At 31.7% G+C, this 13,890-nt stretch carries 10 protein-coding genes; all 10 read right to left on the bottom strand.

Going from position 1 to position 13,890, the window contains the following annotated elements:
- Nucleotides 1–18: 18 nt before the first annotated feature.
- Nucleotides 19–1,299, bottom strand: coding sequence for a methionine gamma-lyase family protein (locus KTC94_RS02920; RefSeq protein ID WP_220319690.1), 1,281 nt, complete (start codon nucleotides 1,297–1,299; stop codon nucleotides 19–21).
- Nucleotides 1,300–1,448: 149 nt separating this feature from the next.
- Entirely contained in the window at nucleotides 1,449–3,035 is a 1,587-nt protein-coding gene (locus KTC94_RS02925; protein WP_220319691.1) for an ATP-binding protein, read from the bottom strand.
- Nucleotides 3,025–4,200 carry a hypothetical protein gene (locus KTC94_RS02930; protein WP_216304021.1) on the bottom strand — a complete coding sequence of 392 codons (1,176 nt, stop codon included), beginning with the start codon at nucleotides 4,198–4,200 and terminating at the stop codon, nucleotides 3,025–3,027. The genes KTC94_RS02925 and KTC94_RS02930 overlap by 11 nt, the downstream gene beginning before the upstream one ends.
- A gap of 345 nt (nucleotides 4,201–4,545) precedes the next feature.
- On the bottom strand, nucleotides 4,546–5,136 hold the full coding sequence (locus KTC94_RS02935) for a DUF1349 domain-containing protein (protein ID WP_220319692.1): 591 nt from the start codon (nucleotides 5,134–5,136) through the stop codon (nucleotides 4,546–4,548).
- Nucleotides 5,137–5,452: 316 nt separating this feature from the next.
- Nucleotides 5,453–6,823, bottom strand: a complete 1,371-nt coding sequence (locus KTC94_RS02940; protein ID WP_220319693.1) for an alpha/beta fold hydrolase — start codon at nucleotides 6,821–6,823, stop codon at nucleotides 5,453–5,455.
- Between the two features lie 155 nt (nucleotides 6,824–6,978).
- The gene (locus KTC94_RS02945) at nucleotides 6,979–8,385 is read right to left on the bottom strand and encodes a HAMP domain-containing sensor histidine kinase (protein ID WP_216304018.1); all 1,407 of its coding nucleotides are present in this window, start codon (nucleotides 8,383–8,385) and stop codon (nucleotides 6,979–6,981) included.
- On the bottom strand, nucleotides 8,382–9,086 hold the full coding sequence (locus KTC94_RS02950; RefSeq protein ID WP_220287155.1) for a response regulator transcription factor: 705 nt from the start codon (nucleotides 9,084–9,086) through the stop codon (nucleotides 8,382–8,384). Before KTC94_RS02950 ends, KTC94_RS02945 begins: the two co-directional genes overlap by 4 nt.
- A gap of 111 nt (nucleotides 9,087–9,197) precedes the next feature.
- A complete protein-coding gene (locus tag KTC94_RS02955) occupies nucleotides 9,198–10,136 on the bottom strand; it encodes a hypothetical protein (RefSeq protein ID WP_220287153.1) in 939 nt (312 codons plus the stop codon).
- A gap of 87 nt (nucleotides 10,137–10,223) precedes the next feature.
- On the bottom strand, nucleotides 10,224–12,005 hold the full coding sequence (locus tag KTC94_RS02960) for an ABC transporter ATP-binding protein (RefSeq protein ID WP_220287150.1): 1,782 nt from the start codon (nucleotides 12,003–12,005) through the stop codon (nucleotides 10,224–10,226).
- Nucleotides 12,002–13,732 carry an ABC transporter ATP-binding protein gene (locus KTC94_RS02965; RefSeq protein WP_216304014.1) on the bottom strand — a complete coding sequence of 577 codons (1,731 nt, stop codon included), beginning with the start codon at nucleotides 13,730–13,732 and terminating at the stop codon, nucleotides 12,002–12,004. The genes KTC94_RS02960 and KTC94_RS02965 overlap by 4 nt, the downstream gene beginning before the upstream one ends.
- Between the last annotated feature and the right edge of the window lie 158 nt (nucleotides 13,733–13,890).

The raw sequence follows: 13,890 nt of genomic DNA on the forward strand, positions 1-13,890 counted from the left end.
AAATATTTACTTTCTAGTTCAAATAACTCTTGAAAGTGCTATTAGTATTCCAATTTTAGCATGATCAAACGTTAATCCACCCTGTAAATATGCTATATAAGGCTCTCTTATTGGAGCGTCTGCAGATAATTCTATAGATGCTCCCTGAATAAATGCACCTGCTGCCATTATAACCTTATCTTCATATCCTGGCATGTCCCACGGTTCGCATTGAACAAAAGAATCAATGGGAGACCCCTCTTGTATACCCCTACAGAAATTAATTAACTTTTCCTTATCATTAAATTTAATTGCTTGAATTATATCACTTCTTTTATCAGTATACTTAGGAAGAACTTCAAAACCTGCAAGTTCCATAATTCTTGCACAGAAAATAGCGCCCTTCAATGCTTCCATAGCTATATGTGGTGCTATGAATAGTCCTTGATATAAAGAACGCATAACTCCAAACGTAGAACCACATTCCCCTCCTATTCCAGGAGTTGTTAGTCTGTAAGAAGCTTGTCGTACATATTCTTCTTTACCTGCAATATATCCACCTGTAGGTGCAATTCCACCACCAATATTTTTTATGAGGGATCCAGCAACTATATCTGCTCCTACATCTGTAGGCTCCGTAACATCAATAAATTCACCATAACAATTATCTACAAAACAAATAACCTTTGGATTTATAGCTTTTGCAGCGCTTATAATATCATCTATTTCAGAAATTAATAATGCTTTTCTCCAGCCATATCCAGTAGATCTTTGAATATGAATTAGCTTTATTGACTTATCTTCAATCAGTGTCTTTTTCATTAAATCAATATCAACTTTAGAGTTATCGTTTAATTCTAATTGTTTATATTTTACACCATAATCTTTTAATGAGCCTATATCCTCCTTAGCATTTATACCTATTATATTAAGAAGTGTATCATAAGGTGTTCCGCATACCGATATCATGGTATCATTAGGTCTTAAATTACCAAATAAGGACGCTCCAATTGCATGTGTTCCATTTACGAAATGCGGCCGAACGAGTGCACTCTCACAATTGAAAATTCTTGCATATACTTTATCTAATGAATCTCTCCCAATATCGCCATAACCGTATCCAGATGAATTTGTAAAATGGCATTCGCTAATTCGTTCATCTTGTAGTGCGGTCAAAACCTTAAGTTGATTAAACTCTCTTATTTCATCAAGAATTTTAAACTCATCTTGTACATCTTGTATTGCTATATCATAGAGTTTTAGCGTTTTTGAACTTATTTTATACTTCTTTTGAAGGTATTCTTTTGTTATGTCTATCATGATTCCAGGTCCCCTTTTTATTATGTATATATTATGTGTTTTAAACTTTAACTACCGTAATAATAGTAACATAAATAATACCGATGTAGAATAGTTTTATTTATATATCAATCATATTAGTATGTATTTAATTGTCTCTTTCTTTACTATTACAGCAACGCAGGTGATGATTTAACTTTTTCAATAATCTCTTCAACAGTTTCCTCTAATTCTTTTCCAACTTTTTTATACTCAATTTCAAATTTTTCATTTTGATTTTTCATAAAATACATTAACGCATAATAAGTAGGCTTAAATTTATCCTTTAGCTTAAATTCAGCTTCATTAAACATTTTAAATAAGGAATTGTATTGTTTTTTAGCCATTAGAAAAATTAAATATTCATTAATAGATTTATTATATTTATCTGTATTATTAGCTGATCTTAAAAATAAGCGAGCTTTTTCTAAGGATTCTTCTATTCGATCATTAGAAAGTAAGGTTTCAGATAAAACATAAATGGTATTAAAATCATTTTCATTTTTTTCATTTTTTTCATTTTTTTCACTTTTGTTAATTAGGTCCTCTTTATTGCACCAGCTTTCAAAAAAACCCACAAGCCATTTCACCTGCTGTTTTTCTTTTTCTCCCCCAAACCTCATCATATACCATATGTTAAAAAATCGTTCTTTTATTTTGTACATATAATTTTTCTTATTTACAGGTGTTTTATTTATTACTCCGTTTTTTTCTAATTGATTTAACTGAGCGGATACTTCTTTACTTTGCATTCTTATTTTATCTGCTATTTCTTTTGTGGTTATGGCATCAAAGCGTAAAGCTATAACATCAACAATTTCCTGTTGCACTGGAGATAACCTATCCATTGTATGTTTATAAAGAGGTGTTACTCTATCTAGTAATGTATCTAATTGTTTAAATACGGGTCCGTTGTCAACATTTAAAATATCGAAAAGTAATGCCATGATTCTTGGCACCCCACCTGTTAACCGCCTTAAAGCTTCTATTTTCCCACTGTTACTTTTAAGTATCTCATTTATACCCTTCTTATTAAAAATTCCACCTAACTTTTCAAAAAATTCCACAGTTTCTTCTGAATTTAATCCTTCTAATTTTATCAGATTAAAGAAGTTATAGAAGGGCTTACTATAATCAAAAGTAAATTCTAAAACTTCTGAAGATGCTCCTATAATTCGAATTTCAGCAGAGGTTAATAGAATTTCTCTAAGTTTTTGCTGCTCATAGATTTTAAACTTCTTTAGAATACCGAAAGTATCATCTATTAATAGTATTAATTTTTTATTTTTTTCTTTAAGTTTTTGCTCAAGTATTTTAAAGCATATATCTTCGTAGTCTTCTACCTCTGCATATTTATCCATTTCATCATAAAGCCCTACAAACTCATCATTTTCCATTTCAAGATTCGCAGCCGTTACCTCCCAAAGTTTAAACAGTCTCCGTATACTGTATTGCTCCTCAGGAAATATAACAGGGATAAACTTTGCTTTTAGCTGCTTATCTCCTTTTATTTCAAAGTATATTCTTTTTAATAAAGTTGTTTTACCATATCCTCTTTGACCTTCTATGATATAATGCTGCTCTGGATATTTCATGTCAGAATTTTTTATATCTTTAAAAATCTTTTGAAATTCTTTTTTCCTTATTACAAATCTATCAACTAATTCTTGATGCGATAAATTATTGGGATTATAAAAACTTAAAGTACTAGTTTGCATTTTTTTTACACCACCACATTCTTAATATAGGAGAGGTAAATGTATATAATTTTTCCTCCTCATCATTATTTATATATCCATCATCAATAATAGTATTTAAGAGATCTTTATATGTTTCGCAAAGATTATATTTTACAGCTAAATCATATATTTCGTTATAAGTTATCTTCTTAGCTTCTGTTATAGCTATTATGTTTAATACTTCTATAATAAACTTATAGTCATTATTTTTGTACACCTTAAGCCTCTCATGCCAACTGCTAAATTTATTATTTTCCTCTATCATCCGTTTAATTGCTATATCAACCGATTTATTATATATAGAGCATATTTGATCTTCATCATAAATATCCTGAATTTTATCCATAGCAAGTTGAATATAAAAAGGAATCAACCACTTAATTTCATGTAGCATATGATTTATAGTAGCGGTATCCATTGTGAAATCAAGCCCTTTAAGTAGTTCATTTATAAGACTTTTCCCCTCTGATTCACTTAGTGGAGTGACTTTTAAAATATCTAGATCATTTATAAACTTTGAAGAGTCCATTCGTCTTGCAATACCCTCGAGGCTTATGGACCCTGTATATATGAATTGAAATTTATTATTTATATCACTATTTTGTCTTAATGCTCTATTACTTTGAAGAAGATGAACTGCATATGTAGTGCCTTCATTTTGTTGAATATTTTCTATTGTTTGAGCAAATTCATCTATCATTATAATTAATTTGTGCCCTTCTAAATCAATAGATCTCATAATTTCTATAAACTTTTCATAATAATTAAGTTCAATAGTCTTAGTAAACTTAACAGTGTCTATGCCTACTTCGTCAATACTTTTAAAAATGGTTTTAGCTAAATCTTTAATTGAATTTATTACTTTGTCTCTTTTCTTTATTGAATCGCAATTTAAAATGGCCTTTACAATTTCCTTATAATACTTATTTTCGTTGTAAACAGACTCCGTAATTACATAGATTATATAATATTTATCCCTTGGGTTATCTTCTATATACCTCATTAAAGATGTTTTCCCAACCCTTCTTGGAGCTGAAATTATAATACTACTAGCTGAATCAATTTTTCTCCATAATTTATTTATTAAAATAGGTCTTTTAAAAAAATTTTCACCTCGTGCAGCTTGCCCTGTTGTAATTTTCATAATTAGCACCTCCGCAATTACTTATATTTACAATTATATCTAACAAAAAATATTTTGTCAAGCATTCTAACAAAATATTTTTTGTCAAAGTCAAACCCCCTTATTCGCTTTTTTTACAATTACTAAACAATTTAAGAAACATGTACCCTAACTACTTAAAATAATATCTGAGGATTACTATAGCAAATAAAACTTCCTATTAATAATATCAATCCTAAAATTCTAATAATTAAGATAGTTTTTTTAATCCCTAATTTACTAAATGTTTCTGGTGTTCCAAATGGGAATACAATAATACAGCACTTAATATCATAACGCCTACACATATGTTATTTTCTCATTTTATTATTTATGCTCTTTCCATAAACAATCCCCTATCTTCATTTCAGTAAAAACAGCCTTAAAAGAATTTTTACTTGGTGAACATGCAAGTAGCCCAATATTAATTTGTTTTTCACCTTCAAACAAGTGGAAAATCCGCATCTGTTTGAAATTTACACCATCAAAGGAATTTTCAAGACAATAATCACTCTCTCGTCTGCTTAATCTATACCACATACAATTTACAAATGCTCCAATATCCGTAGTTGCCCAATCAGAATATCCATGATTTGTTACCACACTTCCAAGCCATGCAGTATTATTGTCATGAAATTCTATTCCTGCCTTTACCCAATTTTCACTGTTTTGATAAATTGCAACTCCACATTGGTCAAACAATGCTGTACTATTAAACTCTGCCTTTACTGTAAATGAAAAATATCTTTCATCTGTTGTAATATAAAGAACATGAGCATTATCATTTCTAAATCCATAATAAGTTCTTTGCCAAAAATCAGTGTTAGGGTCTGTTATAATTTCAACTCTATCTCTTCCAATTACATAATTTCGAGGTTTAAAAAACCATTTTTCTTCTTTATCACTAATTTCAAACATCTTAATCCTCCCCCAATTCAAATAACTTTTAATACATAATAAAATACAACTGCGTCGTAACTAATGTAATATTATCATAATTTACCACACTTTGGAACAATTTCCTCGTAAATAAAGATCATACATTGTTTATATATACGCAACACTAAAATCAATTGTCCAAGCCATTTATATGTGAATTAGTATAGATAAACAAGCAATGTTGGCGCTACTACGATAATAATAGGGACGACTCATAGTCCCCACTTCATTGATATATCAATAATGTGGAGACTCAGTACAAGAAACGGAAAACAGTCCCATTTCAATAACTCTGTTACTTTATCTTTGTTTCCTTCAATATCAAATTTATCATCAAATCAACAAACTTGTCTGGTTCGTTTCTCCATGGATCGTGCCCTGAGTGTTCAAACCAAATGAGCTCTTTAGAAGGGGCTTTTAGTGAATTGAAATAATCCTCAACCAATACTGGTGACGCGTTGACATCGTGACGACCTTCCATAAAGTACACTGGAACATCTAACTTTATAGCTTGTTTACGTAGATCTAAATTGTATAACTGAGGATAGACATGATTAAAAGTAGTAACTAAACCAAAAAAATAATTTACTTTATCGCATAACCCATACTCAGTACCTCCAATTTCACCAAATGTATTATATCCTGGTCGTTCAATTTCAAGATTTTTTGTCATATATTTACTCAAATACTGTGAGAGGGTAGCAAATTTCCAAACCATTCCTTTACCATAGTATGGTGGCAGGCCTTGATTTTTCATTTTTTCAATTTGTTTTATATCTCTGCTATCTTTTGCCATCTTAAGCACTAGTTCATACATACGGACATCGGTTTCAACGAATTCAACCATCTGACCAGTACCAATAAAAGCAGAAAATAGTTCTGGGTAACATTGCACAAGCAATATACCTAGTGCACTCCCCCACGACTCACCAAGTACATATACCTTTTCTTGTTTAAATCTATTGCACAGGTACTGTGTTAGCTCATGTCCATCAGAAATATATCGCTCAGGGGTAATTGATTTAAGAGGTACAGCATTAATTGACTTACCCGCCCCTGGTTGATCCCAGTTAACAACCACATAATTATCTTCAAGTTTTTTTAGTTGCTCTCTGGTTGCGGCTAGCTGTGTTCCACCGGGACCACCAGCTAGAAAAAGTAGCACCGGATTATTTTTATTTTTTCCACGAATAGTTATCCACTGATCACTACCACCTAGACTTACTTTCTCTAAGGTAGCAATACTACCCACTAATGGTTTGCCATTATCTCCAAGTATAGGTGGCGTGTATGCCATCCACTGGCTACATAGTATAGAAACAACATTCACAAATAATAATACTACTGCTACAATCAACTGACTCCGCAGTTTCAAAAGCCAGGGCGTTATCCTTGCTTTTTTACGTGTACAAACAGCAATAATTACTGTAATCAAAATTGAGATGAAAAGAGTTGCTATTGCTACAACCAAAGAAAGTATCAATATTAACGCAAACCCTAACTCTATAGGGACAGTTTTCATTGTAATCATAAGATGTGGGCGTATAACAATAATATACAAAGCGATTATAACTGCTGTGAGTAGCGGTAAAAGAAAACGTAGTTGAAGCAACAAATTGGTTTTTGACCCACGAGAAGTTGTATCTTTTTTAAATAATGATTTCATATTAGTCTCCCTTCTACAAATATTTAGTCTGTTTTCTCAGATACCTCCAATTCTTATTTGACGCAAAAAAATGGAAAACAACCCCATTTAGTACCCCTTGCTATTACTATAACAAGGTATACTTAACTGGGGCTGTTTCTAATCTTAAATCCATCTTAAATTTTGGGGATATTGATAATAAACTCACACCCACAGTTTACCTCTGTGTTTAGACGAATACTACCTCCATGTGTTTCAATGATTTTTTTAACTATGGCCAGTCCGAGGCCTGTGCCACCTGTTTGTGAGTTTCTTGCCATATCCGCGCGTACAAATGGATTAAATATATCTTTTGCAATTTCTGAAGGCATTCCAATCCCATTATCCTTAAAGATAATAACGACTCCATCACCCTGCTCAAATAAGCTGATCATTAAGAGTGTTCCTTTGGGATTATATTTTATTGTATTAGAAACAAGATTTTGGATTACTCTATTCATCTGCTTTAAATCGATGTCAATAAAGATTTCTTTTTCTGGTATCTCAAAATCATATGTAAATTGTGCCTTATCAAATGTAGTTATAAAAAAACCTATTTCTTCCCTCATATACTCACATATATCAACTCTGGTTTTATTCAATAAATATTTCGAACTTTCCATTTTAGACAGCTCAAATAGGTTAGTAACTAAATTATTTACTCTTACGCTGTTTTCACATATTACTTTCATGTATGTACGGTATTCTTCTTTTGATAAATCAGGTTTGTTATAGCTAAACTCTGCATAACCCATAATACTTGCAAGAGGGTTTTTAAGATCATGAGAAATATTAAGTATAAGCCTTTTACGGTTTTCTTCAGACTGCTTTCTAAGATATATTTCCTGTTCAATTTGTTCTGCCATTTCGTTAAATATATATTCTAATTCTCCAAACTCATTTTTCAAATTAAGCTCAACTCTTGAAGAATAATCTCCATCTTTCAATCGAGAAGCACTGTGACAAAGTTTCTTTAATGGGCTTATAATGCTTATAGATGATAGCTTTGAATATATCACGGTGCATATTGCAAGCAGTATGAAGTAAAGTAAGGTAACAGCAACAATAACACCAACTACTCCCTGTTTATCAACGGAATTGTATTCTTTGTTGTATACGAAATTCAAATCAATTCTAATAGAAGTTGGAAACGTCACTACCAGCCAAAATTGCTTTTTAGAATTATATTTAATACTATAGCTATAACGTCTTTCAATACTTTTACTCTTCATCAAAAAATCAGTAAACTCCGCTGTGGTAAGTTTACCTTTTGAAATAGTGTTAAGCCCTAAAGAATATGCAACTTCATAATCGGTGTTAATTACCTGTACACCGCCGCCATTATAAATAACCTGTTCTACGTCAATCCTTTTATAATCATCCTTCATTAGGCTTTCTGCAGTATAATTATTCTTAGCAAGGGTCTTGGATATAACATCGTTTGTAAAACCTAAAAGCATAAGTGCGAATAGAGCTATCATTATGGAAATAATAAACATGAGGACATAGTTTGCTAAGAATCTGCTTTCTATTTTTCTGTTCATAAGCTAACCGTGCTCTGTTTATGAAACTTATATCCAATACCCCTAATGGTTTTGACATATTCCGGATTTCTTGGATCAGTCTCAATCTTATTTCTGATATGACTTATATGCACCATAATGGTGTTATTGTCACAATAAATATCCTCATCCCATACTGCCTTGTATAACTGCTTTCTGGTAAAAACCCTTTCCGGATTCTCCATAAGGTACTTAAGCAACATATATTCTTTTGCATTCAGTACCACCAGCACATCCTCTTTATAGACGCAGCAGGCATCTTTATCCAAGCACAAGCTGCCATACTTTATTTTGGAGAATGCGTGCGTATTTTGCACCGAGTATTCAAGGTTTCGCCTAAGCTGTGCACCAACTCTTGCAAGCAGTTCTGGCATGCTAAACGGCTTTACTATGTAATCATCAGCACCAATCCCGAGTCCTAAAATCTTGTCCATATCATCACCTCTAGCGGTTAGAAATATGACAGGAAGATTACTTGTTTGACGGATTTTTCGTAGCAGATTGAATCCATCCAGTCGTGGCATCATAACATCAAGGATAGCAATATCAATTGCTTTGTTTCGTATGATTTCTAAAGCCTCAATGCCATCCTCTGCAGCAAATACAGAGTATCCCTCCTGCTCAAGCTCTAACTTTAAAAGGATTCTGATGTCCTTTTCATCTTCTGCGATTAATACATTCAAAAAACCACTTCCTCATCGTGTATATTTGTTTGCGCTGATATCAACATCTACTCCTCCTTAATTAATGCCTACCTTTAAACAAAATAACTTTTATGTTTCCTCAATCTACATTTACGCTTGTTCAACAAGCAATTTAATATTTTCTTCCGTTGAAAGCAAGGCATTTTGTATACTATCGAGCTTTTCTTTCAGTGAACCTATTACATTTTCTACATTGTTTGCAACACGATGTACACTATCTAATGATTCACAGATCCTTGATTGTACAACCCAATCAGATATAAGACCATCAATAAAATAATCTGCAAATGTTTCGAAAGACCCAATATTTATATCTATATTCATTATTAAATTCACATCGGATAATTCATTTTGGAATCGTATCAATGCAATTTTTGTATTATTTGCATATTCCTTAGCTTCATCAATATGTGAGTGCTTAGCTGCAGTTGCAAGTAAGCCTCCTCCTAGTATATCCCATGTTCCCCAGCCTTCAGCGCTTTCAAGAGAATTTTTTACCCGTCCAAGTTCAATTTGTACAGCCTCACCTGACGCAATTGCTTCCTTCAATTCTTTCTTCTGTGCTTCAAGGTCAGCTAGGTTGTCTATAAGTTGAAGTAACTTTTGAGATTTACCATCATTTAATCGCAGTATAAACTCTTTTTTGTGCTTCAATACAGTTTCATATTCACACTCTACGCCAAGTAGACTGTTTAATGAAGCTTTATACGATACAATTTCCCTCTCTAATGCTAAAACTGATTTACAACACTCATCATACTTTAACCTAGCAGAAAGCAACTCTTGCCTCTCTTTTTCAAGCTGTTGATGTTTACTCCCGAGTATCGAATAAAATATACTAGTAATACTTAATGATTCAAGTTTTTTGACATCCTTATCCTCATCTTTAAGAATATTTTCGAGCTCTATCTTTCTATCTAATTCTTTTTGCAACACTTCCCTAGTCTGGTTAACCGAACTTTGAAATTTCTTTTTTCTCAACAATTTTTCTTTGACATTTATAAGTTCCCTGTTAAGTTCTTCAAACATACTAAACTCCCTTTCTGCATATAACTTTTTTATACACAATAAAATACAATACGACCATGATACTTTAAATATTCATTAATAATTAGTTTAATTTGCTACCGGACTCCCAAACTGACTATTATAGAGTTTTTCATAGAAACTGCCCTTTTTCATTAACTCATTATGGGTTCCTTGTTCTATAATATTTCCTTCATCTATAACCAATATTAAATCTGCATTACGAATAGTTGAAAGTCTATGTGCAATAACAAAGCTAGTTCTTCCTTTCATTATATTCCTCATAGCTTTTTGAAGTAATATTTCTAATCTAGTGTCAACTGAACTAGTTGCTTCATCTAATATTAATATTGCTGGATTTGATATTATAGCTCTTGCTATAGTCAAAAGTTGTTTCTCTCCTTGAGATATGTTAGAAGCCTCTTCGTTTAGAAACATGTTATACCCATCTGGAAGTGTTTTAATAAAGTGATGTACGTTAGCTATTTTAGCCGCTTCAATAATTTCTTCCTTGGTAGCTCCAAATCTACCATACTCAATGTTTTCATAAATTGTTCCATTATATAGCCAAGTATCCTGAAGAACCATACCGAATATAGAACGTAAATCTTCACGTTTCATATCTCTAGTATCCACTCCATCTATCTTTATAGCTCCCCCTTGAATATCATAAAATCTCATTAATAAATTTATTAATGTTGTTTTACCTGCTCCTGTTGGACCTACAATAGCAACCATCTGACCACTTTTTATCTCTGCGTTTAAGTCCTCAATTAAAATCTTATCTCCACTATATCCAAATTTGACATGTTCAAAAGTAACATTTCCACGTACATTCGCGAGCTTTATAAAAGAGGCTTTATCTGGAATCTCCTCCTTCTCATCTAATATTTCAAATACACGTTCAATTGCCGCAAAGGCTGATTGTATTGCAGCAGATAATTGTGTTACTTGAGAAATTGGTTGGTTTATTTGCCAGATATAACGAATAGATGCTTGAAGATTACCCACTGTCATTATTCCATTTATAGCATATGTTGCGCCAAGAATTCCAATGGCTGCAATTCCTAAATAACTTACCAATGAAACTAATGGAGAAATTATACTAGATATAAATTGCGCCTTAAATCCAGTATTAAAAAGTTCTTCATTAATATTTTCAAAATCTTTTATAGCATCTTCTTGCTTTCCATACAGCTTTATTTCGTTAAAACCAGTATATATTTCTTGCACTTTACCATTTAATTCCCCCAAAACATTTTGCTGTCTATAAAATAAATTTTGTGATTTACTTACTATAAATTTTGACACTAAATAACTTATCGGTATTATAAGTATAGCTACCAATGCAAGTTTTATATTAATTGTAAACATCATCGCAATAGCTAGAGTTATTGCCAATATTGAATTTATAACTTGGCTAAAACTCTGTTGAAGTGCATTAGAGATAGTATCTATATCATTTGTTATGCGGCTCAGCATATCCCCATAGCTATTTTTATCAAAATAACTTATAGGTAATTTTCTAATTTTACCTTGTACAGCATTTCTTAAATCTTCCATAGTGTTTTGAATAGAATTAGTTAACAACAAACTTGCTGCATATGTTGATAATGTTCCAAATATATAAATAAAAGCCAATATTACCAATACCCTTAAAATATAATTAAAGTTAACTGAAGCTCCTTTTATACCTTTTGCTATATTCACAACATCTTTGGCAAGACTAGTTGTAATTAATCCCTCTATTTTTGGAGCAATAGCAGTAAAAATAGACGCTACTACTATAAATAAAATTGCGCCAATCAGTGCTCTCCTATATGGTTTTACGAAGGGAGAAATTTTTCTTATATTATCCGTTAACTTTTTCATTGTTCCAGTTCCTCCTTTGTAAGTTGAGATGATGCAATTTCATAATAGATTTCGCAGGTTTTTAGTAATTCTTTATGAGTTCCTATTCCTACTATCTCGCCTTCATTCAATACTATAATCTTATTAGCATCAATTATGGATCCTATCCGTTGTGCAACCATTAAAACTACGGAATCTCTAGTTTCGTCCTTTAACTTTTCTCTAAGCATTGCATCTGTTTTAAAATCTAAAGCGGAAAAACTATCATCAAAAATATAAATTTCAGGCTTTCTAACTAATGCTCTTGCAATAGATAATCTTTGCTTTTGACCTCCTGACATATTAGATCCACCTTCACTTATTAATTCTTCAAATTTTTTATGTTTACTATTAATAAAATCATAAGCCTGGGCTACCTTAGCCGAATGTTCAAGTTCTTGTTTATCTGCAGCAGCTTTACCAAATTTAATATTAGTGCCTATACTGCCAGTAAACAACAATGTTTTCTGAGGTATAAACCCCATTTTTTCACGTAGTGCTTTTAAATCATATTCTCTCACATCTACGCCATCTATCTTTATGCTACCCTTTGTAACATCATAAAATCTTGGAATTAAATTAATTAACGTACTTTTCCCACTGCCTGTACTTCCTATAAATGCAACTTTTTCTCCTTTTACTGCTGTAAAGGATATATCACTTAAAACTGGAATCTCTCCATCTGGATAAATAAAGGTAACATTATCAAACTCCACAATCCCCCTAATAGCCGTATTTTTAACACCATATTTAGGATTTTTAATAATAGGCTCTTCAGCTAATATCTCGTTAATTCTATTAGCTGAAATTTGTGCTTTTGGATACATGATAAACATCATTGAAAAAAGCATAATTGAGAACATTGCATGAAACAAATATTCTATAAATGCTACCAGTTGTCCAACTTGTAGCGTTCCTGCATTTATCATTTTGCTAGAAATCCAAAAAATAGCGAGCACTGCTAAATTCAACAAGAAAAAGAAAGTTGGCTGAGAAATTGCCATAAGCTTATATAACTTCTTAGATAGATTTGTATACTCATTGTTAATTTCTTCAAATCTTTGGTTTTCATGATCATCGTTACCAAATGCCCTAATTACTCTTGCTCCAGTTAAATTTTCTCTTGATATTCTATTTAATTTATCTAATTTTTTCTGTTGCTTTTCTGATATTGGATAAGATATCTTAGATATAATAATTACCCCAAGCACTATGAATGGTACCGTTATCGCTAATACTACAGACAAATGTAAGCTCGTTCTTATAATCATTACCAAACTTACAATAAACATAACCGGTGCAAGGAATGCTACTCTTAATAATGTATTTGTAAATTGTTGTAATTGAAAAACATCATTGGTTGTTCTGGTTATCATTGACGATATCCCAAACTTATCATATTCACTATGTGAAAATTCCTGAGATTTTTTAAAAATATCGTTTCTTAAATCTCTAATCATACTAGTAGAGATTTTTGAAGAACAGTATCCTAATAATATTGTACCCATGGCTCCAACTATAGATATTCCTACAATTACAATACCCATATGCTTTGTGTATTCTATATCCTTATTAGCTATTCCTGTGTCAATTACTCTAGCCATTATTGTTGGAATTCCTAATTCCACTAATACAAATCCAAAAACGGATATTATATTCAGCACTAGAAGCGGTTTATATTTTTTTATATATTTTAATATTAGTTTCATTCCTTCTATTCACTGCTACTTAAAATATGGACAATTATCCCCATACCAAGAAAATTCCTTTTTCAACGTGTCTGTCCTCATATAGCAAACTATACTACTAACATTTGATATAACACTCCAAAGGCGTAAATCCCCGACTAGCCATCGGTACATATATA

The organism is Clostridium sp. CM028 (assembly GCF_030585565.1).
Taxonomy (GTDB): Bacteria; Bacillota; Clostridia; order Clostridiales; family Clostridiaceae; genus Clostridium_AD; species Clostridium_AD estertheticum_B.

Coding starts and splice junctions, on each gene's coding strand:
- KTC94_RS02920 (WP_220319690.1), bottom strand. CDS start 1,299: ATGATAGACATAACAAAAGAATACCTTCAAAAGAAGTATAAAATAAGT.
- KTC94_RS02965 (WP_216304014.1), bottom strand. CDS start 13,732: ATGAAACTAATATTAAAATATATAAAAAAATATAAACCGCTTCTAGTG.
- KTC94_RS02960 (WP_220287150.1), bottom strand. CDS start 12,005: ATGAAAAAGTTAACGGATAATATAAGAAAAATTTCTCCCTTCGTAAAA.
- KTC94_RS02925 (WP_220319691.1), bottom strand. CDS start 3,035: ATGCAAACTAGTACTTTAAGTTTTTATAATCCCAATAATTTATCGCAT.
- KTC94_RS02935 (WP_220319692.1), bottom strand. CDS start 5,136: ATGTTTGAAATTAGTGATAAAGAAGAAAAATGGTTTTTTAAACCTCGA.
- KTC94_RS02930 (WP_216304021.1), bottom strand. CDS start 4,200: ATGAAAATTACAACAGGGCAAGCTGCACGAGGTGAAAATTTTTTTAAA.
- KTC94_RS02940 (WP_220319693.1), bottom strand. CDS start 6,823: ATGAAATCATTATTTAAAAAAGATACAACTTCTCGTGGGTCAAAAACC.
- KTC94_RS02945 (WP_216304018.1), bottom strand. CDS start 8,385: ATGAACAGAAAAATAGAAAGCAGATTCTTAGCAAACTATGTCCTCATG.
- KTC94_RS02955 (WP_220287153.1), bottom strand. CDS start 10,136: ATGTTTGAAGAACTTAACAGGGAACTTATAAATGTCAAAGAAAAATTG.